The sequence below is a fragment of the Paenibacillus oryzisoli genome, from assembly GCF_001653565.1.
Lineage (GTDB): Bacteria > Bacillota > Bacilli > Paenibacillales > NBRC-103111 > Paenibacillus_E > Paenibacillus_E oryzisoli.
In genome coordinates, this window is sequence record NZ_LYPB01000049.1 from 484276 (window position 1) to 509558 (window position 25283).

A 25283-nucleotide genomic window follows, 5' to 3' on the forward strand; every position below is an offset into this window, starting at 1 on the left:
CTTTCTCATTTTTTCTAGCCAGAGATATGGGGGGGAATTACGTATAGTGACTATGCGGCTACTCCAGATATTTTATTTATGAAAAAGCACACCTACGGCTTTTAGTTTATTTTTCATATACGTGTAAGGACATTTAGAAGGGACGCTTTCATCATCACGCAAAAAGTATTGCTTCCATTCGTGGTTGTCCTCTTGCCCATACCATTTCAGAGAAGGATGTGCGGGGATTCCATCGTATGCCTCTAATTTTTGGCGAATGCGCTTTTTCATATGACGACCAAAAGGGGTCGAATCATTGATTTCTTCAAAGACCCATCGCGGTTGGAAGGCAATGAGGAAATGTGGAAACATGCGGCTCTTTCTAACGATGTGGGCAGGTGTCCCGCAAAAAGAGAAATAGGGCTCCCCATCACAACAAAATTCCCAAGAATGGTGCGAAGGATCCTTTGAAATATGCGCAGGCAATGGCGCCCCATCTCTAGCGCTGACTCCACTTAGAACAGACCAAAATAGCTCCTCGTAGTCTTCTACTGAGAAGCTATTCAGCATGTCTGCGGGTGTTTGGAAAAAAATAACCAGTGAAGCAAATTTACCAGTTTCCCTTGAACAACGGCCATAGGCTTGCAAGAGCTCCAATACGTCAAGGGCAGCTTGTTCTGATCTTGGATCCGCAGCAAAGCCAAAGCGCAGATTGTTAGTAAGAAATCCTTGACGTCCAGGGATACAAGGATACGTATTGCCTGGATCCGCAATCATCTTTGCGAATTGATGGAAGGCATCTTGCTGCCATTCGGCAAGGGTGTTTATATGTGCATCAAGCCAGTCTTTGGCATAGAGATCAGTCATGTCGAAATAACCTCCTTCGTGAGTACGAAGCATACTATGCGAAGGAGATTGGATGGGTGAGTATCACGGTCTAAGGTTGATGGAGATATTGACTTCTGACTAACCCGTTAACTGCTTAAAGGCCTGATAGCCAAAATACATACCGAATCCTATGAGAGAAAGCCCAGCTAGAGCAGAAATCATTCTCAGTGTCGTGCGGTTGCCGAATTTGTGAAAGGAGCTAGCTAGCGTGGACATAGCCACATCCCACAAAAGGATGCCTACAAAGATACCTGAGGTATGCCAAAGCACCTGCTTAAGGCCATAATTCTGTACACTTTCGGCTAAAATAGAGCCATAAATACCGAGCCAAAACAAGATATTTAGCGGATTGGTAAGAGCCATAATAAATCCGGATCGGAAAGAACTTACGCTGGATTGAACCTCGCGGGGGTTGTCATTCTGGGGTATTTTCACGTTTCTAAGCGTATCCACGCCCGTGTAGAGAAGAACAAAACAGCCAAATAACCATAGAAATGTTTTCATAAACGGAGTGGTCAAGAAATGGGCTAAACCAAAATAGATCAACAGCATATACAGCAAATCGGCACACATCGCGCCTAATCCGATCAACCACGCGGCAGTAAAGCCATATCTAGCTCCTTTGTCGAGTTGAGCAGCATTAATAGGACCGATAGGTGCCGATAATGAAATTCCAAGAAGTAGATACGTGAAAAAAGCATGCATAACCTCGCCCCCTGAATATCAGATAACTTGTACAAGTTATTGTATGAGAGGCGCAAGTTCAATAGAAGATCTCAAAGAATATCAACGCGAATCGGTGTACAATGGTACCCATTGCAAAGGCTTTCTGAGCATGGGCAAGCCGATATAGCCACAATGAGGTCCATTTCTGCACGAAGCTCAATATAATCTCCTGCTTGAGATAGCGGTTTTTCAACACTAATTTGTCCAGAAGGCCCAATGACGGTGTTCATGAATATATTAAATGGATAATGTTGATCAGGGGCAGGGATGTCAAAGGGTGACAGTGCAGCATTTAAATTCATATAACAACTGGTGTGATCTTGCTTATTGTACAGCAGCGCATACATTTCGGGCCGACAGGCCGAGTTAATCCAATCGTGCTGTCCCACCGTATCCTTTATAATCGTGAGCATAGGGGTATATTTATTGGAGTAGATGGTATCCCCTGGCTTCACTTTCATCGAATGTAAAGCGTCCATGGTAACAGTGGGGTCTAGCCGCTCACTGATATCATCCTCACGATAGGCTACAAAGTCGGCAACTTGTTCTCCCTCTACATCTGTAACTCGAATCACTTGGCCCTTCTTGAGATGGAGACCGAGTCCCTCTGTAGCTGGGATTTGCCAATGCTGTTTGCTCATTCAAGTCCTCCTGCTCATTGGTAAGTTCACCTTACAGTATGGCATTTGGTTTGCGGATTTATGAGAAAAACTTCTATGGAAATCCTTCGGTGACACAAAGAAAAAGCCCAATCTCAGAGAGATTGAACTTTCTCTTTGCAGGCAACCCGCTTCGCCTACTCCCACTTAAACGTAAATGTCGCCACAATGAAAGACACGACTAGCCAGATAGCCAGAAACAGCCCTTCCTGCCACAGATCCCCAATGCCCGCGCCCACATTCATAATTTGCCGAAGGGCGGTGCTGAGCTGCGTAATCGGAATCGATTTCACAATGGGCTGCAAAAACTCTGGCATGCTGGAGATCGAGAAAAATACACCGCCTAAGAACATGAGCGGAAATGAGATCAACCCGGAAATCGGCCCTACACTCTCTGGCGTTTTGGCTAAACCAGCAATGATGAAACCGATAGACATGAACGTCAATGTCCCCATGACAACGAACAGCATGAGCAGCCACCACGAGCCATTAACCTGTGTGCCAAAAATCAAAGCACCGACAAGCAGCACGATTAAGGCTTGCGCCGTGTTCATCACAAGGCGCGCAGTTATCTGCGCGGCGATAAACGTAGATGCCTTCAGTGGCGTACTTTGCATACGTCGCAGCACACCGCGCTCACGCCATGAAGCAATTTGTCCCGAAACGCCATTTAAGTTGTTGGTCATGATCATCATTGCCAGAATACCCGGTACGAGGAAATCAATGTAGCGTAGCTGCAGCGCTTGCACACCAACCGGTTCAACTTTGACAATGGGCATATAATTGGACATTTGCTTAGAAACGCCATCTGCCACTTGACCTATCGTTTGCAAACCAATCTGTGCACTCTGCTGGTTCGTCTGATCGTAATATACCTGCAAGAAGCTCGCCTTCGAGCTGTCCGCTCCCTTTTTCGCAACGGCTTCTCCGTAATTCTTCTGAATAACGACAACTAACTTCTGATCCCCGTGCTTGAGCTGCTGGAGTGACATATCCATATCCTCTGCAGGTTTTAGCTTCAAAATAGGATTCGCTTGCAGCGCCTCCACCATGACTCTCGATTCCGCACTTTGATCCTGATCAATGACGACGCCATCGACGATGATATCATTACCTTTGCCAAGAAAGGAGCCGAGCATAATCATGAAGAAAAGCGGCATGAACAACGTGAACACAAGCACTTGTCGATTCCGAACAAAAAACCGAAGTTGGCTTAACGTCAATTGAATATAGGCATTCATTCTGCTTTCAAGCTCCTTCCGGTCATGGAAATAAACACATCTTCGAGCGTAGCCGTTCGTGTCTGCAAGTCAGCCAATTGCCATCTGCCGCCAGCGCTTTTCTGAGCGAGATCAATAAGTGACTCCTGCAGTTTGTCCGTATAAAGAACGAACACATCTTTACGCACGTCAATGCCCTTGACTTCACGAATATCGCGAAGCTCCTGAAGGACAGCGGTTTGGTCCGCTTCTGCCAAATCTTGCAACCTGAATTCAATCGCGCTATCTGATTGCAAGGAGCTTACTAGTTTACGAGGTGTATCCAATGCGACGACTTTCCCCTGATCCATTAAACAGATACGATCGCAAAGCACATGCGCTTCCTCCATATAATGCGTGGATAGCACAATTGTTTTGCCTCGCTCCTTCAGTTTCAAAATAATTTCCCACAGCGTACGTCTTGCTGTCGGATCCAACCCCGTCGTAGGCTCATCCAAGAAGATGACCTTAGGATCATTCAGCAGCGCAAGACCAATGGCAAGCCGCTGCTTTTGCCCGCCGGATAGATGCTTGACTCGGCCGTTTCTTTTATCAACTAACGTCATATCTTCTAACAGTGGACCAATCGGAACAGAGCTAGGATAGAAACTAGCATACATCCGCATAATTTCCTCAACCGTCAACAACTCAAATAACGAAGTTGATTGCAATTGAACGCCGATGACTTCCTTCACCTTGCCCAAATCCTTCTGTGTATCATAACCAGCCACAATAGCTCGACCGCCGTCAGGCTTCCGCAGCCCTTCGATCATTTCCATCGTAGTCGTTTTCCCAGCACCATTAGGGCCAAGCAAACCGAACACCTCGCCTTGATAGACTTGGAAATTAACCCCTCGCACAGCTTGGAAGGATCCATAATTCTTAATTAAACCATCCGCTTCAATAACGATATGTGAAGACTCCATCAAGCTAGCCCCCTCCGCTTCCAAATTTTACGTAACTCATCCTATCATACAAAATAAACGTATACGCCGTCTATCCAGGGTCGCAAGCACCCATGATCACCTAGAGCAACTTAACAGAATAAACATATCAACTGACAGAACTAGTGGAATTCCGACAACGCCAATCGACGAACTTATTGAGAAAGGTATGATAATCTTAATATCTACTAGTATAAAACCAGAAGGAGATGTGTTGAAGTGAGAATGAATATTTTATTCAATAAGAAGCCGATTTCCGTTAATTTCGTCGGCACGGACCATAAGTTAATTCCCTCTTTGATCAACGCACTTCGCCATAACAAATTCACCGTCATGAATTTAGTTAATTCGTTAGAGCGAGTAGATTTATTCAGCTCAGAAGCGATTTTATATGCCAAGGATGGCAATAAGGCACGTATTCCGATTTTCTAATTTTCAACGTGGTACATAGCAGTTGCGTAACGAACGCTTACGAATGGTAGATTCCTTCGTAAGCGTTTTTTTTCGTAGATTTTCGTAGATAAATAGGCATATCCCTACTATTTTTTCATAGACTGATAGAAATAAGACCACTACAGCTGGGATGGAGAAATCTATGCACCTTACTCGTCTATTTAAAGTACATGCTGCTCAGCTACTAATCTATCTACTTATCGCGACCATCAGTTTCGTCTGGACCTTAATTTGGGGCTTTCACACCACCACTGGGCCGCCTCCACAAGCAAGTGCTGCATATAGCATCAAACCCGCTTCGAACGGCGTGCTGCTTCATGTGATCCAAACCACACCTCAAAACATCGGACTTAAAGCCATTACGGCCAATGTGACCGATCGGCAGGACAATGGGATTAATGGCGGATTTTTCTGGCAGGGGTATCTGCTTAGCATTGCCGTGACCAATGATCTCCCTGTGAAGGGGCAACCTGGCGACTACGGCTCGGGCTGGTACAACACGGATCGGAAACGTGGAACACTCGTGTGGGATGAGAAGGCACAAACCTTTACCGTCCAAGTTGTCGAAAATGCGGGTGAGCTGCAGGTACAGGACCGCACTCGGTATTGGGCGCAGGGAGGCGTGAGCATGGGACTCACGAATCCATGGGGGTGGGCGGAGCAGGCCATTTCCGAAGAAATGCCTGTCATTAACGAGAAGCGCATGCGATCCGGCATTGTGTATGATCGAATGAACAACGTGTATCTGGTCGTTGCGCCTACCCCGTGCACGGGCGAAGAGTTCCGTACAGCTGTGCAAGAGCAGGTAGGCGAAAAACAGCTAGTCGATGGCCTGTTCCTTGATGGCGATGGCTCTTCTCAGCTCAAGGTCGCGAATTTCTTGCTGCCCGGCGATCACCGCGAGGTGTACCAGATGATCGCTTTGTTGAAATGAGTGGAGGGAGGTCGGCGGGATATTGGATCAAGGGTGTTGGCTTGAGAAGAGCGGACACTAGATACCAGGTACCTCGACACCAGAAACCAGACACCTGACACCTGACACCTGAAACCAGACACCTGACACCTGACACCTGAAACCAGACACCTGAAACCAGACACCTGAAACCAGACACCAGACACCTGAAACCAGATACCAGAAAATTGAAACCAGACACCACACGCTATCGGGCCGGCCGTGCACCTATTAACTGTAAAACCTCCATCTATTTTCATTAATTTATACCAAATTGAGCAAATAGATGGAAAATCTCCATCTATTTCACTGTTATATGCCCTTTTCGACGGTTCTGCTCGGAATTAACTGTACTTTTTACAGTTATTAGGAAATTCAGGTTCATTTCAGCAATTTTAACTGTAGATTTTCCAGTTATTTGCTATGATCTTGTACCACTGAAGACGGTATTAATTAAAGTGATAGTAGGAGTTGTTTTAGCAGAAGTAGAAGTGACAATATTAGTTGAATGAGTAGAAGTAGAAGTAAAAGTAAAAGTAGAAGCAGAAGTAGAAGTGACAGTATTAGTTGAATGAGTAGCAGAAGTAGCATCAGTTAAGTAGCTAGCCTTCGATTAACTGTATAATCTACAGCTAATATCCACACATCACCTGTGATTTTACGATTAGATGGAAAAAGTACAGCTAATCATTGTTGGGAGCAGCGGGAAGGCAAGACGGTATTGGTTGAAGTGGCAAAAAGAGGAAACCCCTATGCCTACAGGCGTTTCCTCTTGTCAATTCATACAAATTAGAATGTCACATGATCGGGATCCGGTCCAATACGTTTGTTGATATTCAAAGCATCCACCAAAGCCATATCTTCAGCGCTTAACTCAAAATCGAAAATATCCGCATTCTCACGAATTCGATGTTCCGTCACAGACTTCGGTATCGTAACGACACCATGCTGAATATCCCAACGCAGCACTATTTGTGCTGGAGATTTGCCGTATTTAGCCGCAAGCTGCGCCAATGCAGGATGATCTAGTCTGCCCTGCATAAGCGGGCTCCACGCTTCCAATTGGATACCGTGTTCACGAGTAAACATGAGTAAATCCTTTTGAGAGAGCTCCGGATGATACTCCACTTGATTAACGGCAGGCACTACACCCGTGTCTTCCATCACATGTTCCAAATGAGAGATCTGGAAATTGCTCACACCAATTGCGCGAACATGCCCTTCTTTGTAAAGGTGGACCAATGCTTTCCACGTTTCACGGTAGGTTGCGGAGACAGCCCAGTGCACTAAGTACAGATCAATCGTCTCCAAACCAAGCCGTTTGCGGCTTGCTTCAAACGCTTGCAGTGTGGACTCGTATCCTTGATCCGCGTTCCACACCTTCGTGGTTACGAAAATCTCGTCACGCGGAACACCGCTCTGACGAAGACCTTGGCCAACGCCTTCTTCGTTGCGATAAACTGCTGCCGTATCAATGCTTCTATAACCTAATTGCAAAGCGGTTTGAACCGCCCCGATAACCTCTTGGCCTTCTTTGGTTTTATAAACACCGAGACCCAGCCAAGGCATATGTATACCATTATTGAGTGTAACCCCAGTCGTCAATGCTTGATTCGCTTTCGTAGACATTAGCAGTAACCTCCATCGGAATAAGATTAGAATGAGCGCATCTTTGCCGTGTAGCTCCTTTTAATCATACCATCGAAGTCGGATATCCCCAAGTTTTGCGCGATACGGACGACTGGAACTGCAAGTTGCAGGACTCGCACTTCATAATAAGCAAGCTAGTCTTGATGTGCATGGATCAAATCCATTTTCAACTGCCACAAGGCAGCACTCAAATTGACACGATATACCTCGGGATTCAACATCCGCAAATATTGCGGCCAAACAGTCTGCATTTGCTCGGCATGGTAGTCACGTATGCTTTCCAAAGTAGGGAGCTCATACACCAACTTCCCACCCTCGAAAATCGACTTTAACAATGGAACTGCCTCATAATTCTCGATGTACTTGAACAGATACGGATGGATGGGGTCGAATAGCTTAATCCGCTGCCCTTCTCGAATATCGACCTCATCCTGCAAAGCCAAATAATCCGCTTCCGCTTTGCCCGTCGCCTTATTCATAATCCGGTAGGCTTCCTTGAAACCAGGATTCGTCACCTTCTCGGGGTTGCCCGAAATCTTAATGACCGGCACTAGCGTGCCGTCCTTCTCACGGGCAACAAGCTTATACACCCCGCCCAGCGCCGGCTGGTCGGCGGCTGTAATCAGCTGGGTGCCGATGCCCCAGCTGTCGATCTTAGCCCCTTGGGCTTTCAGCCCGGCGATGATGTGCTCATCCAAGTCATTGGATGCCACAATCTTCACCTCCGGAAAGCCCGCCTCATCCAGCAGACGCCGCGCCTGCTGGGACAGATACGCCAAATCGCCGCTGTCGAGGCGAATGGCGTTCAAGCGCTTGCCGCGGCTCGCGAGCTGCCGCGCCGTCGCAATGGCATTCGGCACGCCGCTGCGCAGCGTGTCGTAGGTGTCCACGAGCAGCGTGACCTGCTCGGGCAGGGCCTCCGCGTAAGCACGGAAGGCGTCCGCTTCCGTGTCGTGGGCCTGCACCCACGCATGCGCGTGCGTGCCTTTGGTCGGGATGCCGAACAGCATCCCGGCTCTAAGGTTCGATGTCGCGTGGAACCCCGCGATATAGGCGGCTCTTGCGCCCCAGATGGCGGCGTCAGCCTCCTGTGCACGGCGTGTGCCGAACTCCATCAGCACATCATGCGGAGCAACCCCCTTCATCCGCGAGGCTTTCGTCGCGATGAGCGTCTGGAAGTTCACGAAGTTGAGAATCGACGTCTCAACCAGCTGCGCTTCGAATATGCTGCCAATCACTCGAACAAGCGGCACATTGGGGAAAACAAGCGTCCCCTCGGGAACGGCTTGGATATCGCCTTGGAACGAAAAGGCACGAAGGGCATCAAGGAACTCCTCCTTGTAGTTCTCCTCTTGCTCCCGCAAATATGCGATTTCTTCCTCACCGAAGTGCAAGTTTTGTACATAATGAATCACCCGTTCCAACCCAGCGAACACGGCATATCCGCCATCAAAAGGCAACTTTCGGAAATACACCTCAAACACAGCTCTCTCGGTATGTGTTCCCTGTAACCAGTGAGCGTACATCATGTTAATTTGGTATTTGTCTGTGTGCAGCGTCAAGTTATTCATCGCATTCATCGTTTGCCAATTCATTACGTCCATCCTCCCCATCCTGCAACTATACTTTCATCTTCCCTATCACCATTTTACTTAATTTTTCCAACCATGAACAACTTTAGCCCCTAACGTCTTCTCAAAATGCCGCAATGCCCACACATGACCATTCGCATCAAAGCTAGCAACCGCATCCTCATGAATAACGAGGGAGAAACCTTTATTATACGCATCCACCGCTGTATGTAAGACACAGATATCTGTACACACACCTGCTAAATGAATTTCCTGAACCCCTCTTGCTCGAAGCTGCAGTTCCAGATCCGTCCCGCAGAATGCGCTGTATCTCGTTTTATCCATCCAATACATTGCATCTTTATGAGCTTCATGCACTTCTTTTAGACAACCATATAGCTCTCTGCCATCCGTCTCACGTAGATTATGAGGTGGAAATAACGCCGTCTCCGGATGGAGGGGATCTCCTTCCTCATGCAAATCAACTGCCATCACAACAAAGTCTCGCTCCGTAACAAAGCTTTGGGTCAACGCACACAACCGAGTTTCTATCGCAATAGCAGGCTCCCCGCAAGGCAGTTTACCCACTACAAAATCCACCGTGTAATCGATCAGTATCAAGGCTTTCATAGTCTCCACTCCTTATATTGTATATTTAATATTATTATAACGACTTTATCAATGAATAAAAAGAGAAGCCTAACTGTACAACAAACAGCTAAGGCAGTCGAGCTTTCATCCATTTCATAACCACATCTCGATAAAGTCATTATGACATAATTAAAATCACTTTTCAATAGGCACATGAAGAATTTATTGGGAATCTGGATACAGATTGGCGTAATTAATAAGAATCGTCATAAACCCTAGAGCAACGAAAGAGAAAAATGCCATGAACGTTAGGTGATACACATTAGGAAACACGATAAATACGACTCCGCAGCCGACACAAACCCAGTTCTGCCACATGTGCTTCCCTGTTTTTCCTAACGCAAGCATCGAACTTACGAATTGTAGACTTCCGAACAGCGCACAGGTGAACAGCGCATTGGTTACATCCCCGAATCCAAACACCCACGGAGTCAACAGAAACCAAAGACCCATAAGTGCTGATAAACTATTTTTGAGATACATACCGATCACACCTCCTACATGCGGGATGTTACAGTATATGCAAACGCTTTCAATAACGTGTTAGGTAAAAAGCCTTCAAAACACCTGAATCGGCATTTGAAGGCTTATTATTAATGATTACTCAAGTTTTTCCACGCAATTATTGCACGATATGAATCCCTTTTGAATCAATTGTCACTTCAGCTTTTAGAATATCTGACACAAATTTAGTAGGCACAAAGAGGGTATCATTCAGAATGACCGGAGCCGCTCCCAGCGCAACTGGCGCCATTTTGGCATAGAAATAGCTATCTTTCCCCACACTCACACTCGTCCACTGGGCACCTTTCGATAGTTCTGCCCCATACGTTGCCTGATTCCATTTCACGGTGTAACCCAATCCTTCAGCTACTTTGCGGAAAGGAACAAGTGAAACGCCATCCGCATTCTGTTCGACATCACTCGTTGACAACTCTACTTTCACTTTGTCGGTACCAGGTAGTGGAGTAGTATTCGGTTGAATGGTCAGATTAGAAGGCAAAGTGAAACGGAATTCTGGACTTCCAGCCACACCAGCTGCAATGGCATATTTGGGAAATACAACAACCGCCACCCCTTTTTCTACAAAGAAGCCTTGATCTGAATCAATTCCTTTAAATTGATCCGGAAAGAAATATTGCGGTTCCTCCTTCATCTTGGCAATGACACCTGCATTCACAGTTGCTTTGTAGTCCGCACCAAGCAGATCCTGCAGCGTTACACGTTGAGCTATCCCTGCATTCAGCACATTATACGTGTCCACTTTCGGCATGCCAGTACCACCTGTTTCTCCATACGAAGTGACCGTAAGGGAAACTACACCTGAAGGATAGCCTGACCCATCGGATTTTAATGTGTACACGATCGTAAGGCCGTAGGGACGGTATGTATACCCCTTATCTTTGGCAGCTGCTGCCGCCTCTGCAGCTTGCTTCTCCCAACTTACTAAATCTTCATTCGCATGTGCGAGGATCGTGTTATTCAGTTCGTCTTGGTATTTGGTATCGAGCATTCCGCTCAACTGCGGTACTTTGATATTCGTCGTTAGGTCTTTACTCTTGGATGTAAGCACTACTTCTTTAACGACAACAGGCACTGACGATGTCGTTGTGGAGACAGCAACAACGGCAGCAGCTGCTGAAACTATACTCGCAACTGGCCCTACCGAAGCACTCACACCTACGAGTACTGCGCAACCAACAACACCGATTTTCAACATGTTCCAAGGATTCTTTTTCATTTGCTATGCACTCCTTCTGAGTTATCGTGTTTGTGTCGTTTGTTTTACCTTCACGATAACTAGACGTACCAGCCCTCGGAAAAGTCTGATTTTCTTCCCTATTTATATAAATTTAATTTATGATAATCGGAAAGTACCTACCACTTGATTCAAATCCGTGGCAATTCCGGCAAGATTTTTGGCGGATGCCGTAATTTCTTCGGCGGATGCTAATTGTTCCTGTGTGACTGCCGCAACAGATTGTGCTGTACCTGATGTTTGCTGCGCTACAAAACCAACTTGAGCAACGGTAGCTGCTACTTCTTCCGAACTTGCCGCCATCTGCTCTGCAGCTGCCGCTGTTTCTTGAATTTTGCTAGCTACTTCTTGCGAAGCTTGTACAATTTGACTGAATGCTTTCTCAGCAACACCCACCTCATGCAGACCTTCCTGCACTTCGGTTCTTCCATTGTTCATGACATCTACAGCCCGAGCGGAATCCCGTTGGATCGACGTAATCAATTCTGAAATCTCACGAACAGAATCATCTGTCTGGGAAGATAGCTTACGAACTTCACCAGCTACAACGGCAAAGCCCTTGCCGCTTTCACCAGCACGCGCTGCTTCAATCGCTGCATTCAATGCAAGCAGGTTCGTTTGTGAAGCAATATTCCCGATCAACGTAGTAATCTGACCGATGCTTTGGGAATGCTTCTCTAGGTCCTGAATGACCTGATTCGCTGCATCAACGGATGTAGAGACTGCCTGTATTTTATTCACGACACGCTCCATGGCATGGGTACCTTGCTCTGCAATATTCGTCGCCGTCATGGATAGGTCAGATACATCAGCTGTGGTTTCAGCAATACGGGAAATACCTGCCGCCATTTCTTCCATCGCTCTTCCACACTCAACAGAGCTTTGAGCTTGTGTATCCGCGCCAGTTGCGAAATCTTGTACGGATGCAGCAACATGTTGGGAAGCTGAGCTATTCTGCTCGGAACTCGCAAACAGTTGCTGAGAGGATGCTGCCACACTAGTTGAAGCATGCAGCATTTGCTCTACGGAATGGCGCAGATGTCTCACCATTTGGTTCACATCCCCGATGAGCTGACCAATTTCATCCTTATTTTTCACAACAATCGTTTCAACGGTAAGATCTCCTTTGGAGATTCGATTTAACGCTTGTGATGCTTTGCTAACAGGATTGGAAATGTTGCTGACAAGGAAATAACAAGCTGCAATCATAAACACAAGCATGACACCCAAGGCAATAAATGAAGTTAGTACACTTTGCTTGTATTCCGCTGCACTCGCCACGACGCCTTGCTGACCGCCATCTTGGTTGTAGGTAACCAATTCCGCCATCGATTTCTGTGCTTTGCCGAAGGCCACTGACATGACTTGAAGGCTCTCTGCTGCTTCCTTCACTTTACTTGGATCACTTGATAATTGTTTATTGGCCACGAATGATGTTTTGAAACCATCCCAATTCTGGGTTAGCTCTTGCAGACGTGCCCCTTCTTCTTCACCTGACACAGAATCCTTATATTTTCCTAACAAATTGTCGATTTGTGTAATTGTTGCCATAATGCCATTGTCTATTGGTTCATGCTTTTTCACGTCTGGTTCTAATTTCTTCTGATAGTACAAGGTTAGTAAATGTTCCGTTTGATAGTGAATTTCCTCAATAATTTGAATCCCCATCATCCAGTTGTTTGCCAGACTGTTATTCATCTCTTTTAGTGCGCCCATGCGATTCATGGCTGTCCAGCTCATTCCCGCAACCATCATAAAGATGATCGCAAATACCGCAATAAATTTCGTTCGTACTGTCATCTGCATATCGAATCCCCCAATTTTCATTAAACCAATTTTCACAAGTGTGTATACGTAACTGATCTGTTGGATATATCATAAATGGAAATCATTAAATTTGTTCTATTCTAATCATGATAAAATTATGAGGTTTTCTAACAATTACATGGTTTTCGGAGGCTAACAATGTCATCATCTCTGCGTTTTAAACTTGTCGCCTGGCTTGTTCTAATCACATCTGTCTCCCTTGCCGTCGTTGGAATTACCAATTATACGCTATCGCGAAACAAGCTTATGCAGCAGATGAACGAGCAATCCTTGACCTCCGTATCGAATTCCGCACGGAATATGTATGACTTCTTGTCCATCCGTTTGGCAGAGATTGAGCTCATTAGTCGCGTAAGCATTATGAAACAAGGCACACAAACTGACCGTTTGAATTTCCTAGCTCATGAATTAGAAACGGAAGGCAATCAATATTACAGCATGGGGATTATTGATTTAGCAGGCACACTTCAATTTACCACGGGGAAAACACTTTCCGTTTCGAACGAACCCCGGTTTCAAGAGGCACTGAAAGGGAAAAGTTACATATCTGAACCCTATATTAGTAGAATGAAGGGTTTCTATGTGATCTCTATTACAGCTCCGGTCTTTGATGATCAACATAAAGTGATTAGTATCGTCAATGCTTCACTCGAAGCTGCACCTATGTTTGAGAACCATTTGCTCGCTCCGATCGCTGGTGGAGAATTATTGATTACTAATCGAGAAGGACTAGCCCTCTACGCTACCGATGCAGCTACGATTCTTAAGTTGAATGTATTCACTGCATTTCCCGAACTTGGGCCAGCTTTTGAAAAAGCATTACAAGTAGACAACGGCTATATTGACGAATCTCTTATAACGGGTCAGAAGACTAGGTGGTTCTATGCGCGAATCCCTCAATTAAACTGGTATCTCAGTTATTCTGTTCCGATCAGTGCCATTGAAGCGCCTACTAGTCCTCTCCTTTGGTCAACTGTGGGGATCATACTGATGACAGTAATCGCTATATTTTTCCTTATTTATCTCACAACGAACCATCTCATTATTAAAAGGATTAAACAAATCCTCCAAGTGACGGAGGCGGTTGCCGCCGGTGATTTTCACATGAAACCTATCGTGTTCAAAAGTAAAGATGAATTAGGTGCCCTGGCCCTCTCTGTCAATGGCATGATGGAGAATATTCGCGAGCTTTTCGAGCCGTTTGAAGCGTTCATTCGTCATAATCAATACGCCATGATCGTGATGAATCCCAACTTTACAATTAACCATCTCAATGGCAGAGCTACGGAGATGCTTGGGTATTCTTTTGCAGACTTATATAAAATCGCCACTCCCTTAATCTGGTTAGATCAAAAACAGCTGAATGAAAGAGCCGCACAATATTCTGCAGAACTAGGCGAGGCGATTCCTCCCGACTGCACAACACTTGTCATACGTTCCTTGCGTCATCTGAAAGAGGATTTGGAGTGGACCTGGTATCACAAAGACGGCACGCGGATTTATGTGCAGACGAGCGTGAGCTGCATCACGCATCCAAACGGTGATTTAAAAGGATACGTCCTTATTGCACGTGATATCAGTGACATCAAGGCCAGTAATGAAACTAAAGAAAGGCTGCTCACGATTATCGAAAGCGCACGGGATGCCATTCTCACCTTTGATCAAGATGGTTACATCTTCTATATTAATCCAGCCGGTATTCAATCCATGGGACTTGCTGGGACGGATTATATCTATTCTCATTTTCATGAGTTTGTCGAGATCTTGAATGACTTTAACTTTGATGAAGGACTTCAAACCGCAATCCGAGAGGGTTTCTGGGAATTCGAAGCGGAAGTCATGACCAAGCAACATCAACGTATCATCGCGTCACTAATCATCGTTCCCCACTTCCCTCTCGATAACGGCGAGCTCTACTTCTCAGCGATAACGAGAGATATCACGGATCAAGTCTATGCCAAGGAGCAACTTATCTTAGCTAAACAGGAAGCGGATGATGCGAATTTAGCCAAAGGCGTTTTCCTTGCTCGCATGAGCCACGAAATACGCACACCTTTGAATGGGATTGTTGGACTATCCCACTTACTTGAGCGAACAACAATGACCGAATTGCAAATGGACTATACACGCAAAATTTCTCGTTCTTCCCAGTCGCTTGCCCATATCATCAACGATATTCTGGACTTTTCTAAGCTGGAAGTAGATAAGCTCGTGATTGAACATCATCCATTTCAGCTAGATGAAACCGTCGATCGTGTGTGTGAAACGCTGAGTGTACTGCTTGGTCATAAACCTGTTGATTTCATTTGTGATATAGCTGAGGATGTACCAGCTGAACTGATCGGTGATTCTCTGCGGCTCTATCAAGTTCTGCTGAATCTCTCCAGTAATGCGATTAAATTCACGGAGCAAGGTACCGTCACACTTCATGTTGCCGTCGATCAGAAGCATGATAACGAGGTTACGCTTCGATTCAGCGTTACGGATACGGGGATCGGCATGGATGAGAAACAGTTGGCTAATTTATTCCAACCCTTTATCCAGGGTGACGAGGTGACGAGCCGCAAATATGGTGGAACAGGACTAGGTCTTGTTATTTCCAAAAATATTATTGAAAATATGGACGGCTCCATCTCAGTCTCTAGCACGCAAGGCGTAGGAAGTGAATTCCTTGTGATTCTGACCTTCACGCTCTACCTGCCAACTCACCAAGCAATCGTTCCCTTGCCGCTCACGATGCTCGTCGTAGAAGATCATCCGACACTCAATAGGGTGCTTGTCCAAAATCTACAGTCCATGTGCAGCGATGCTGCCGGTGTGTCTTCCTGGAAGGAAGCCCTTCAAGTTCTTCATCACATCCCGCTTAACTTCATTCTGTTAGATATGGAAGCCGATGATATGTATGGGGAGGAAGTCTGGCTAACCATGTTGGCTGCTTGCCAGCAACAGGGGATTAGAACGATTATTTACACCTCATTATCAGGAAGAGATGCCCTTGAACAGTTACCACCCGAAGCTTCACCCGATGCTATTCTGGTCAAGCCGATCTCACGAAGTCCCTTATACAGAACGCTCACTTCTCTGCAAGCTGAAAGCGAGATTGTTACACATTGGACAGATACGATTGCGAACGAAAGGGAGAAGGACTTTGCCCCCCTACCTTCAAACAGTTTAAGCAAGGCTCCACTCCGCATTCTGATTGTGGAGGACAATGAAATTAACCAAACGGTTGCTCGCTCTCTGCTGGAAAGTATGCTGAACTGTCGCATTCAAGTAGCAGGTAACGGGTTCGAGGCCCTGAATGACTTGGCGATTCATACGTATGATTTGATCCTGATGGATATCCACTTGCCAGAGCTCGATGGAATCGAAACGACCAAACGCATACGCCTTGAGCCGAAATGGGCACATATTCCAATCATTGCCTTAACCGCGGACTCGACGCTCGACAATCGGTTAGCCTGTATGGAGGCAGGGATGAGTGAGATGATCTCCAAGCCCATTATCCCAGAACGACTGAGAACTGCAATTAAAACCACACTTGGTCTACAAGCTGAGATGGAGGCAACTCCTGGACTCGACATCGCGGAAGCACTTCCACGCATAGGCGGCAAAATGGACATTTATCGGGAGATGCTTCGTAAATTCCAGACCCAAACCGATCCGCTGATGGCTCAATTGAAAGTAAGCATCGACGAATGTAATTTGGAGGAAGGAGCTCGTTTGCTTCATAGTATTCGCGGCTCTTCCAGCAACCTATCAGCTAATCGTGTGTTTGCCGCGGCAAGCGAGCTAGAGGATGCTGTAAATGAGCATAAGAGGCTGCAAGCACCGGAGTCGGAACTATCTAACTTGTTTCATTTGTTCCAAGCCTTAGAGTTCGAGCTGCAGTTTGTATATCATACGATCCAAAAATTGCTACTTGATTGAAAAAAACACGAATTTATGTCACTATATGCGTATACGCCATCTTCATGGCGTGTGTCATTTTATACGTATAGGTGGTTAATTGTTATGACTGAACATGGCGCTCCATACCGCATCTTGTTGTACTATAAATTCGTTGCTGTAGCTGATCATGAAGCATTGGCGCGAGAACATTTGGCTTATTGTAAAAAGCTCGGTGTAAAAGGACGCATTCTGATTGCGCCTGAGGGCATTAACGGCACCTTGTCTGGGACCGTAGAGCAAACGGAAGCCTACATGGCGATGATGAATCTCATGCCATTGTTTTCAGATATGGTTTACAAAATCGATGAACATGAAGGACATGCCTTCAAGAAGCTGTTTGTTCGTCCGAAAAAGGAGCTCGTCACCTTCCGTCTGGAAGAAGACGTGAATCCCAATGAGCTCACAGGTACGCATTTGAAGCCGAAGGAATTCTATGAAAAGCTCAAAAATGAAGATGTCATCGTGCTCGATGGCCGTAATCACTATGAGTATGATATCGGACATTTCCGTGGGGCTATTCGTCCTGAAGTCGAGACAACCAAAGAATTCCCTGAATGGATTCGCAACAATCTGCAGGAGTTTAAAAACAAACCCATTCTCACTTATTGCACGGGAGGCATCCGTTGTGAGAAGCTATCCGGCTTCTTGATCAACGAAGGGTTCACCGACGTGTATCAGTTGGACGGCGGAATCGTCACCTACGGCAAAGACGAAGAGGTACAAGGTCGCCTTTTCGACGGGAAATGTTATGTGTTCGACGAGCGCATCTCCGTACCGATTAACCGCACCGATGAAGATATCGTTGTAGGCAAATGCTACCACTGCGGAACCGCAGAGGATCGCTATATTAACTGTGCGAATGATCTGTGCCACTTGAAGCACATCTGCTGCGAAGCTTGTGAAGAAGAGCATGACAGCTTCTGTTCCAAAGAATGCGAAGAGAAAACGTTGAGCGCATTGGAGGCATAAGGGGCAGCGGAACTCTAGCGCGAATAGATGGAAAAACTCCATCTATTCGCGCTAGATTCGGGCCATTTCTTCCATTTAGATGTAAAAACTCCAGTTAAATTTCACCTTTAACGCTGTAAGCGTGCGAAAGATGAAAAATAGCTGGAGTTTTTCCAGTTATTCCTACATTTAAGCCACATCGGCCCGAAATAGCTGTAGGTTTTCCAGTTATTCTGCCAGAATGACATTTGCCCGCCCAATCGTGCAGTGGATTGCAAGAGCAACGATGCACAACGAAGCGCAGCGCTTCGTTTAACTAATCTGGTCCTCAATTTGGTCCATGATCCGATCAATTAGCGGGTAAACAAGCTCCTCTTCCAACGTGAAGTGCTTGAGCAGGATGAGGCAGGCCGTCAGCAGCTCAGAGGCCATCACATGAACGAAGTCCATGTCGATCGGCAAGCTCATCGCGTTGACACCGTTGACGTATGACTGCACGACTCTTTTGGCCAAATCGTGATCCTGCTCCAATACATGCATGGACCGAGATACCGAGATAGCCATCGTCGGATGCAAATAAGTTTGTAGACTCGGAAATAAGACTCCTTCTTCCCATTCCGAATGCTGCTCCAACTCTTCCACCAAGGATAGAATGCCGTCCTGAAGTTCGATCAGACGACACATCCCAATTGAGCAATCTTCAAGGGTGTACAAAGCAGCAGCAAGCGTACGAATGTCGGAGAGCTGCTCTCGCATTTGCACATGCTCCTCCTTCAAACGCTGGGCTAGCATTCTAAATTCACTAGGATTCACATTCTCTGCCCTATTCGTTTGAATGCTCAAACGGTCACTCATTCGACATCCTCCTCCGAGTTTTCGTTAGACAATTTTCTTCGTATGTAACCATGATGTGGACATAAAAACCCCATACCGCATTATCATTGTATGCGGCATGGGGCTGTTAACATGCGAAAGAATGACGAATAATCCTCTTTTATCGAATCCGGCTTTCTGTCAAATGAAACTGATTCACAAGCTGTAACATGGACTGTGTTATCGCACCTACATCACCTGTGGTCTGACGCACATGATGCATGTCCTGCAGCAGCTCTTGCACGGTGTGCTCAACTTGCGCTGAGATCTGACGGTTCTCTTTGCTCACCGCTGCAATTTTCTCCATGAGCGCTACGACTTCCTCTACCACCTGCGTTTTCATGGTGTCGTGGGCATTCGCACTGCTCAGAATCTCGGACGCCGCAGCAACAATCTGCGTTCCTTCTAGAACGACCTTCGTGCCTTCTTCCATGGAGATGAAAGCTTCATGCGCATGTCGTTCAATATCCTCGATCGTTGCATTAATTTCTGTCGTAGATTTCTTGGTCAAATCCGCTAGCTTACGAATCTCTCCAGCAACGACGGCGAAGCCTTTGCCATGTTCACCTACTCGCGCTGCTTCAATCGATGCGTTCAAGGAAAGTAGATTCGTCTGTGCAGAGATCTCTTCAATGACTTTGAGCAGCTTCGGAATTTCTTGCGTCGTGTGCAGAAAGGTTTGAATGGTTTGATTCGTTTCTTCAACCTTCGCCGAAATATCCGTCATCTTCTGACCAATACGTTCAACCTCATCCTGTGCGACTGCAATCTGTCCAGAAGCTTTCTGCTCCAATTCGCGTAACGTTCCGCTCATATTTTGCGTAACATCCTTCGCGATATCGATATCCTTCAACTGCCCGCGGAGCGAACGGATCATATCATGGATTTTCGTACTCATGCGTCCTGTTGATTGCTCCGTAGATCCCGTTGAGTCATTCATTCGCTCTTGGCTTACTTGTACTTCAGCAGCCGCTTGCTTCACTTGCAGCATGATGCCTTCTAAGGAATCAATCATGTTGTTGATCCATTTGGCCAATTCCCGGGTCTCATCGCCAGCAAACTCATCAACTTTCAGACGTTGTGTCAAATCCCCTTTACCCTCTGCATTAATTCGAATAAATTTGTTAATTTGGGCGAGCTGCCTAGCTATTGGCTTACTCCCTTGACGTCTAATTAAACTTGCACCAACACCACCGAAGAGGAGATTAATGCCTACCATAATCGCAGCGCCGACGCCATTTGAAACATGTCCATTGAGCAGCCAGAAGCCCCCCGCGGAAACAAGCAACATGAGAACAACGAACCGCATTTGCAGACTGAACATTTTCCAATCAATCGAACGAATGCGATAGACTTCTTCCAAATCCCCTTCACACATCATCCCCCATACGTCCGGACAATGCGGCAGCTGGAAGGTCACACCTTTTCCAATAACAGCAATATGACGATAATCAGAATACCCCGGGTATTCCACGAATAGATTATTTCCCTTGGCAATGGTTCCTGCTACACCGGGATGTAACTGTCCCGTCGCAGGATCCGTGAAAACTAGCTCCAACTCCGTATGCTCCTTGACCCCAACGAGCCCATAATCGGTTCGAACACCATCTTTTAAATTATCCCCATGCGTAAAAGTTAAATCTTCGAATCGGCTTCGCGATAACGCGGTTCCAGGAACGATTTGCTTATTTAACCCTGGCTTCGCCATAAATATATAGTTATCACCAGAATCGGGGTACACATGCCCTGACTCCCGCTGAATCAGATCTCCGAGCACATCATTAGGCACACGTCCGCAAATAACTCCGTTCCATTGCCCCTTTATCATAATAGGTACAATAAAAGCAATCGTCATCGCATCATGAAAAGGTGAAGTGCTTGGGCCGATTTGAAGTGTGAGGGGATCCGAGAAAGGTCCGAATAAGCATTTCGAGCCTTTGCGCGATTCCTCCAATCCCTTCCCCAGCACGCCCCCCGCCACATAGGATCTTCCCACATGAGCGCTGTGTGTGGAGTATACGACAGTCGCCTTCTCATTCAAAATGAATACTTCCGAGAAATCAGCTCCACTCTTCATCGTTGCTGCCAGCAGCTTGCCTACCTCTAATGCGTCTCTCGACTCGGAAGACGCCTTCAACAACTCAGCACCTACGAACTGTTCCAACAACCGATCCAAATGGGACCAGTTAGCAATAGCCCAACTGCGCAAAATCTCCGTTCTTGTGTGTGCAATTCCTTCGAAAATGTGCTCTACATCTTCCTTGATATGACGATTCAGGCGGTAAGACCACCACAAAGGCAGACCTTTTCTAAATCCCAACCAATCAAACATACCGCAACACCCCTCTTATCACATTTAATGTGACTTTGTTTAACATTCACTTATTCGACAATTTTATAGTGATTTCCGACGCAAAGCAAGACAATATATAGAATATACCCTGAAAATTCCGAACATTCACAAAAAATTCATGCTTATTGTCGGTATTTTTATATGTTAGTTATATTGACATAATTTTCTGATAAATTTACAATATAAGAAAAACTATCTCCTCTCCATTAGAAAATGTTATCTTTTCTAACATTTCAAATAACTTAGATCAGAAAGGAGGCCTGGTTTCTGCTTCGGGCCCTTAGCTTCAAGTAGCTTCCGAATGCACAAAGATGAAACCAGGAAGCTGCGATGTCCAAACCTGAGAATCTGATCACGACCCCTTATGATCCTCATCCTTTTTTTGATGAGATGTTTATGAACGCCTACTCGGTTCGCCCTCATTATCAAAGTACTTTTCTTCAATTCATGTCGATGAAGAGAGGTAACTTAAACAAGCGCGAAACCGCGACGATGAAACGGATGATGGAGGAAGGTATTACCTTCACACTTTATAGCCCTGATCAGGCGGAAGCTCTAGAGCGAACACTTCCCTTCGATCCGATACCTCGGATTATTCCACAAGATGAGTGGATACAACTTGAGCGGGGACTCAAACAACGTGTAAAGGCACTCAATCTTTTTCTCAAAGATATTTACCATGATCAGTCCATCCTCAAAGATGGCATTATTCCCAGGAAAATGGTGCTGTCCAATTGTTATTTCCGACCCGAGATGATGCGCTTATCCATCCCTAACGATGTATATGTAACGGCCTCTGGCATTGATTTAATCCGAGATGAGCAGGGGAAATATTTCGTTCTTGAGGATAATCTCCGTTCTCCTTCCGGCTTTTCTTACTTATATAAAAGCAGATCGATTATGACGCACTTGTTCCCTGAGCTCGTATTCAGTCATCCCATTCAAGATATTGAGCATAGCTTAAATGTATTTCTGACGGCACTTCGTAAATTAAGTCCTTCTGGTAAATCCAATCCGGTTATTGGCTTATTAACGCCAGGTTGTTATAACTCTGCTTATTTTGAGCACACGTTCCTCGCTCAGCAGATGGGGCTAGAGCTTGTTGAAGGACACGATCTAGTCGTCATTGATCATAAAGTGTATATTCGCGGGATCAAGGGACTTCGCCAAATCGATGTTCTCTATCGTCGGATTGATGATGATTTCTTGGATCCACTTGCTTTCGATCCGAACTCGATGCTAGGAGTCGCTGGCATTATGAACGCTTATCGAGCAGGGAATATCAACATTGTGAATGCACCAGGTACAGGTGTCGCTGACGACAAGGCTATTTATGCTTACGTGCCTGATATGATTCGCTACTATTTAAACGAAGAGCCAATTCTGAACAACGTACCGACGTATATCCTTTCAAGGCCTGAAGAGCGAGAGCATGTGCTGAAACATTTGCACGAAATGGTTGTGAAAGAAACTTCTTTATCCGGCGGCTATGGGATGCTGATCGGGCCTTCGGCTTCGGAGAGTGAAATTGCTGATTTCCGTCTCAAAATCCTAGCTAACCCTGATCGCTATATCGCACAACCAACCATTCAACTATCCAGAGCTCCTGTTATGTTGGATGGTCAGATGGCAGCTAGGCATATTGATTTGCGGGCTTTTGTCATCGCGGGTGAAGACATTCAAGTGATTCCTGGCGGGCTTACGCGTGTTGCTTTGAAAGAAGGCTCCCTTGTAGTGAATTCTTCGCAAGGCGGAGGATGTAAGGATACGTGGGTCATTCGTTAATGGTGACCTACAATTCAATTTCGATAGGAGGCTGATTATTATGGTGATGATGGGACGAACAGCGGAAGCTTTATTCTGGATAGGGCGATATTCGGAAAGAACCGAGAATCACGCTAGGCTGATCGACGTGTATTATCATATCCGTGAGGACAGAGAGGGTAGCGGCGGCCAATCTTGGAGCAGGCTCATCGATACGATTGGGAATCGCGCTGCATTCATTGAACAGTATGGCAGCTTCACCGAACAACATGTACTTCAATACATTACGCTGGATAAAAATAATGCGAACTCGCTGCTTGCCTGCACAAACCACGCACGTGCTAACCTTCGAAATATTCGGGAGAAAATGCCTTCCGAACTCTGGGATATTTTAAATGGACTCTATCTATGGTTAAAAGAAAAAGAAGTCCGCGATATCACAAGTGATTCGCCGCATTTATTTTATCGTTTTATCCGAGATACACTATCTATGTTTCAAGGTGCCGCCACTTCTGTCATGCCTCGTCAGAATGAATGGCATTTCGTTGAAGCTGGGCGTTATCTCGAACGTGCCGAGAATCTGCTTCGCTTAATTCAATCGCTCTGTTCGGAATATGCGAAGGAAGATTTCTCCTCCTACCCGCTCATGCTTGCTGTTTTAAAATCAGTCAGTGGATACGAATCGTATCGCAAAGAATATGCGGATGGGGTCAGTTTGAATAGTATCATCAAATTTCTACTACTACATGAGACATTCCCACGTTCGGTCGCCTTCTCCATTCAAGCGCTGGAGAGATCGTTCAAAGGCATTCAATTGGATGATCGTGAGCTCAACAACGCCGTTCATAAGCTAGCGAAACTTGCAGGGAAAATGAAGTCGAATCTGGCTTGCATGGATGAGGATGACCTGAGATCAGGGAAAATAGAAGCAACGCTACAGACTCTACTTGATTCCTGCAATGGGATGGGCGCTAGCATGTCGAAAGTCTTTTTTCCCTCTCGGGAGGAGGTTATCGCATGAAGAAGTTGGAAATTACGCACATTACTCGCTATTCTTACACCGATTCCGCACAGGACAGTGTCAATGAAATTCGGCTAACTCCGTTAACGGACAGTCGACAGTCCTGTTATCATCATGCGATTACAACAGAGCCAGTGTCGGCTCTCTTCACCTATTCAGACTATTTCCATAACCGCGTACATGCCTTTACCGTCAACAAGCTCCACCGAGAGCTCACGATCAAAATGGTTTCCACCGTCGTAACCCATGAGCATGATAACCCTCCTGTGTCGGTTAGTTCTCCCTACGAGGATAAGACAGCTAGATACGGAGATGACTTTCAGAATGACTATGCTGAATATTTATTACCAACTAGCTATACGGGCCTAACCCCTGAGTTGAAGACTTACTCTGACGCCATTCTCGATGATGGGGTTCCCTTGTATGATCTGCTTACAAATATATACACAACGATTAATCGTGATTTTACTTATGATGTTTCTGCCACTTCCGTGCAAACAACCGTGGGCGAGATGTTGAAACTGCGACGTGGTGTTTGTCAGGACTACTCTCATTTCATGATCACCATTTGCCGTGAAAAAGGCATCCCCGCACGCTATGTGAGTGGTTACCACTTCGTAGGTGATTTACAGGGCGGCAGCGCCGACTTCACGCAAGCCTCTCACGCTTGGGTCGAATGTCTGATTCCAGGCGCAGGCTGGTTCGGCTATGACCCAACGAACAATTGCGAAGTCAATTGGCGTTATATCAAGCTTGGGCATGGACGGGATTACAATGATATCGTTCCTGTTAAAGGCGTCTATCGCGGGTCGGGTACACAGGACCTGGAGGTTATTGTGGATGTGAAGCTAGTAGAATAGAGGACTTGCGGTGGGGAGAAGCTGCTATATGCGTTCGCGACTCGCTTTCCTTGATGGATTAAATGGAAAATATACATCTATTTGGCGAAAATTCTCTCTAGAGCTCGATTTAACTGTAAAATATGTAGTTAAAATCGCTTATTTTCTTCTATTTAGGCGAAAAGGTTAAAATTAACTGTAGGTTATCCAGCTATT

General features: G+C 45.9%; 20 protein-coding genes. 7 read left to right on the forward strand and 13 right to left on the reverse strand.

The features are described 5' to 3' along the window. Positions 1-72: 72 nt before the first annotated feature. From A8708_RS08125 to A8708_RS08145, 5 genes are all read right to left on the reverse strand, one after another. Positions 73-846, reverse strand: coding sequence for a YqcI/YcgG family protein (locus tag A8708_RS08125; RefSeq protein ID WP_068662974.1), 774 nt, complete (start codon positions 844-846; stop codon positions 73-75). A gap of 99 nt (positions 847-945) precedes the next feature. Further along, positions 946-1572, reverse strand: coding sequence for a LysE family translocator (locus A8708_RS08130; protein ID WP_068662975.1), 627 nt, complete (start codon positions 1570-1572; stop codon positions 946-948). A 71-nt stretch (positions 1573-1643) separates the two neighbouring features. Then, positions 1644-2234, reverse strand: a complete 591-nt coding sequence (locus A8708_RS08135; protein WP_068662976.1) for a DUF1989 domain-containing protein — start codon at positions 2232-2234, stop codon at positions 1644-1646. A gap of 155 nt (positions 2235-2389) precedes the next feature. Then, entirely contained in the window at positions 2390-3493 is a 1104-nt protein-coding gene (locus A8708_RS08140; protein WP_068662977.1) for an ABC transporter permease, read from the reverse strand. Next, the gene (locus tag A8708_RS08145; RefSeq protein WP_068662978.1) at positions 3490-4437 is read right to left on the reverse strand and encodes an ABC transporter ATP-binding protein; all 948 of its coding nucleotides are present in this window, start codon (positions 4435-4437) and stop codon (positions 3490-3492) included. The genes A8708_RS08140 and A8708_RS08145 overlap by 4 nt, the downstream gene beginning before the upstream one ends. A 237-nt stretch (positions 4438-4674) precedes the next feature. Here A8708_RS08145 and A8708_RS08150 point away from each other — a divergent pair, with 237 nt between their 5' ends. Together A8708_RS08150 and A8708_RS08155 are read left to right on the forward strand one after the other, a co-directional pair. Then, positions 4675-4887, forward strand: a complete 213-nt coding sequence (locus tag A8708_RS08150; protein WP_157264600.1) for a hypothetical protein — start codon at positions 4675-4677, stop codon at positions 4885-4887. 151 nt (positions 4888-5038) lie between these two features. Beyond that, on the forward strand, positions 5039-5842 hold the full coding sequence (locus A8708_RS08155; protein ID WP_239696589.1) for a hypothetical protein: 804 nt from the start codon (positions 5039-5041) through the stop codon (positions 5840-5842). An 807-nt stretch (positions 5843-6649) separates the two neighbouring features. On the opposite strand, the gene A8708_RS08160 is transcribed toward A8708_RS08155, so the two are convergent. From A8708_RS08160 to A8708_RS08185, 6 genes are all read right to left on the reverse strand, one after another. Further along, the gene (locus A8708_RS08160; RefSeq protein ID WP_068662980.1) at positions 6650-7489 is read right to left on the reverse strand and encodes an aldo/keto reductase; all 840 of its coding nucleotides are present in this window, start codon (positions 7487-7489) and stop codon (positions 6650-6652) included. A gap of 155 nt (positions 7490-7644) precedes the next feature. Further along, positions 7645-9090 (reverse strand): nicotinate phosphoribosyltransferase, encoded by a 1446-nt coding sequence (locus A8708_RS08165; protein WP_068663039.1) that lies wholly within the window; start codon positions 9088-9090, stop codon positions 7645-7647. A 72-nt stretch (positions 9091-9162) separates the two neighbouring features. Beyond that, on the reverse strand, positions 9163-9711 hold the full coding sequence (locus A8708_RS08170) for a cysteine hydrolase family protein (protein WP_068662981.1): 549 nt from the start codon (positions 9709-9711) through the stop codon (positions 9163-9165). Between the two features lie 183 nt (positions 9712-9894). Beyond that, a complete protein-coding gene (locus A8708_RS08175; protein ID WP_068662982.1) occupies positions 9895-10215 on the reverse strand; it encodes an SPW repeat domain-containing protein in 321 nt (106 codons plus the stop codon). Between the two features lie 139 nt (positions 10216-10354). After that, positions 10355-11473, reverse strand: a complete 1119-nt coding sequence (locus A8708_RS08180; RefSeq protein WP_068662983.1) for a stalk domain-containing protein — start codon at positions 11471-11473, stop codon at positions 10355-10357. A 117-nt stretch (positions 11474-11590) separates the two neighbouring features. Beyond that, complete coding sequence (locus tag A8708_RS08185; protein WP_068662984.1) at positions 11591-13297, reverse strand: methyl-accepting chemotaxis protein; 1707 nt, start codon at positions 13295-13297, stop codon at positions 11591-11593. Positions 13298-13456: 159 nt separating this feature from the next. Here A8708_RS08185 and A8708_RS08190 point away from each other — a divergent pair, with 159 nt between their 5' ends. Together A8708_RS08190 and trhO are read left to right on the forward strand one after the other, a co-directional pair. Continuing rightward, complete coding sequence (locus A8708_RS08190; RefSeq protein WP_068662985.1) at positions 13457-17248, forward strand: response regulator; 3792 nt, start codon at positions 13457-13459, stop codon at positions 17246-17248. 84 nt (positions 17249-17332) lie between these two features. Continuing rightward, on the forward strand, positions 17333-18238 hold the full coding sequence (gene trhO, locus A8708_RS08195; protein WP_068662986.1) for an oxygen-dependent tRNA uridine(34) hydroxylase TrhO: 906 nt from the start codon (positions 17333-17335) through the stop codon (positions 18236-18238). A gap of 291 nt (positions 18239-18529) precedes the next feature. On the opposite strand, the gene A8708_RS08200 is transcribed toward trhO, so the two are convergent. Together A8708_RS08200 and A8708_RS08205 are read right to left on the reverse strand one after the other, a co-directional pair. After that, positions 18530-19072: a hemerythrin domain-containing protein gene (locus tag A8708_RS08200; protein WP_068662987.1), complete on the reverse strand. Its 543-nt coding sequence runs from the start codon at positions 19070-19072 to the stop codon at positions 18530-18532. 139 nt (positions 19073-19211) lie between these two features. Next, positions 19212-21422: a methyl-accepting chemotaxis protein gene (locus A8708_RS08205; RefSeq protein ID WP_068662988.1), complete on the reverse strand. Its 2211-nt coding sequence runs from the start codon at positions 21420-21422 to the stop codon at positions 19212-19214. Positions 21423-21773: 351 nt separating this feature from the next. Between A8708_RS08205 and A8708_RS08210 the strand changes: the two genes are divergently transcribed. The 3 genes from A8708_RS08210 to A8708_RS08220 are packed head-to-tail and all read left to right on the forward strand — an operon-like array spanning position 21774 to position 25088. Next, the gene (locus A8708_RS08210) at positions 21774-23228 is read left to right on the forward strand and encodes a circularly permuted type 2 ATP-grasp protein (protein ID WP_068662989.1); all 1455 of its coding nucleotides are present in this window, start codon (positions 21774-21776) and stop codon (positions 23226-23228) included. 40 nt (positions 23229-23268) lie between these two features. After that, the gene (locus A8708_RS08215; RefSeq protein ID WP_239696591.1) at positions 23269-24228 is read left to right on the forward strand and encodes an alpha-E domain-containing protein; all 960 of its coding nucleotides are present in this window, start codon (positions 23269-23271) and stop codon (positions 24226-24228) included. Continuing rightward, complete coding sequence (locus A8708_RS08220) at positions 24225-25088, forward strand: transglutaminase family protein (RefSeq protein ID WP_068662990.1); 864 nt, start codon at positions 24225-24227, stop codon at positions 25086-25088. Before A8708_RS08215 ends, A8708_RS08220 begins: the two co-directional genes overlap by 4 nt. The last annotated feature ends 195 nt before the right edge of the window (positions 25089-25283 follow it).

Coding starts and splice junctions, on each gene's coding strand:
- A8708_RS08130 (WP_068662975.1), bottom strand. CDS start 1,572: ATGCATGCTTTTTTCACGTATCTACTTCTTGGAATTTCATTATCGGCA.
- A8708_RS08165 (WP_068663039.1), bottom strand. CDS start 9,090: ATGAATGCGATGAATAACTTGACGCTGCACACAGACAAATACCAAATT.
- A8708_RS08175 (WP_068662982.1), bottom strand. CDS start 10,215: ATGTATCTCAAAAATAGTTTATCAGCACTTATGGGTCTTTGGTTTCTG.
- A8708_RS08170 (WP_068662981.1), bottom strand. CDS start 9,711: ATGAAAGCCTTGATACTGATCGATTACACGGTGGATTTTGTAGTGGGT.
- A8708_RS08190 (WP_068662985.1), top strand. CDS start 13,457: ATGTCATCATCTCTGCGTTTTAAACTTGTCGCCTGGCTTGTTCTAATC.
- A8708_RS08140 (WP_068662977.1), bottom strand. CDS start 3,493: ATGAATGCCTATATTCAATTGACGTTAAGCCAACTTCGGTTTTTTGTT.
- A8708_RS08205 (WP_068662988.1), bottom strand. CDS start 21,422: ATGTTTGATTGGTTGGGATTTAGAAAAGGTCTGCCTTTGTGGTGGTCT.
- A8708_RS08220 (WP_068662990.1), top strand. CDS start 24,225: ATGAAGAAGTTGGAAATTACGCACATTACTCGCTATTCTTACACCGAT.
- A8708_RS08180 (WP_068662983.1), bottom strand. CDS start 11,473: ATGAAAAAGAATCCTTGGAACATGTTGAAAATCGGTGTTGTTGGTTGC.
- A8708_RS08125 (WP_068662974.1), bottom strand. CDS start 846: ATGACTGATCTCTATGCCAAAGACTGGCTTGATGCACATATAAACACC.
- A8708_RS08185 (WP_068662984.1), bottom strand. CDS start 13,297: ATGCAGATGACAGTACGAACGAAATTTATTGCGGTATTTGCGATCATC.
- A8708_RS08215 (WP_239696591.1), top strand. CDS start 23,269: ATGGTGATGATGGGACGAACAGCGGAAGCTTTATTCTGGATAGGGCGA.
- A8708_RS08155 (WP_239696589.1), top strand. CDS start 5,039: ATGGAGAAATCTATGCACCTTACTCGTCTATTTAAAGTACATGCTGCT.
- A8708_RS08135 (WP_068662976.1), bottom strand. CDS start 2,234: ATGAGCAAACAGCATTGGCAAATCCCAGCTACAGAGGGACTCGGTCTC.
- A8708_RS08145 (WP_068662978.1), bottom strand. CDS start 4,437: ATGGAGTCTTCACATATCGTTATTGAAGCGGATGGTTTAATTAAGAAT.
- A8708_RS08200 (WP_068662987.1), bottom strand. CDS start 19,072: ATGAGTGACCGTTTGAGCATTCAAACGAATAGGGCAGAGAATGTGAAT.
- A8708_RS08210 (WP_068662989.1), top strand. CDS start 21,774: ATGTCCAAACCTGAGAATCTGATCACGACCCCTTATGATCCTCATCCT.
- A8708_RS08160 (WP_068662980.1), bottom strand. CDS start 7,489: ATGTCTACGAAAGCGAATCAAGCATTGACGACTGGGGTTACACTCAAT.
- trhO (WP_068662986.1), top strand. CDS start 17,333: ATGACTGAACATGGCGCTCCATACCGCATCTTGTTGTACTATAAATTC.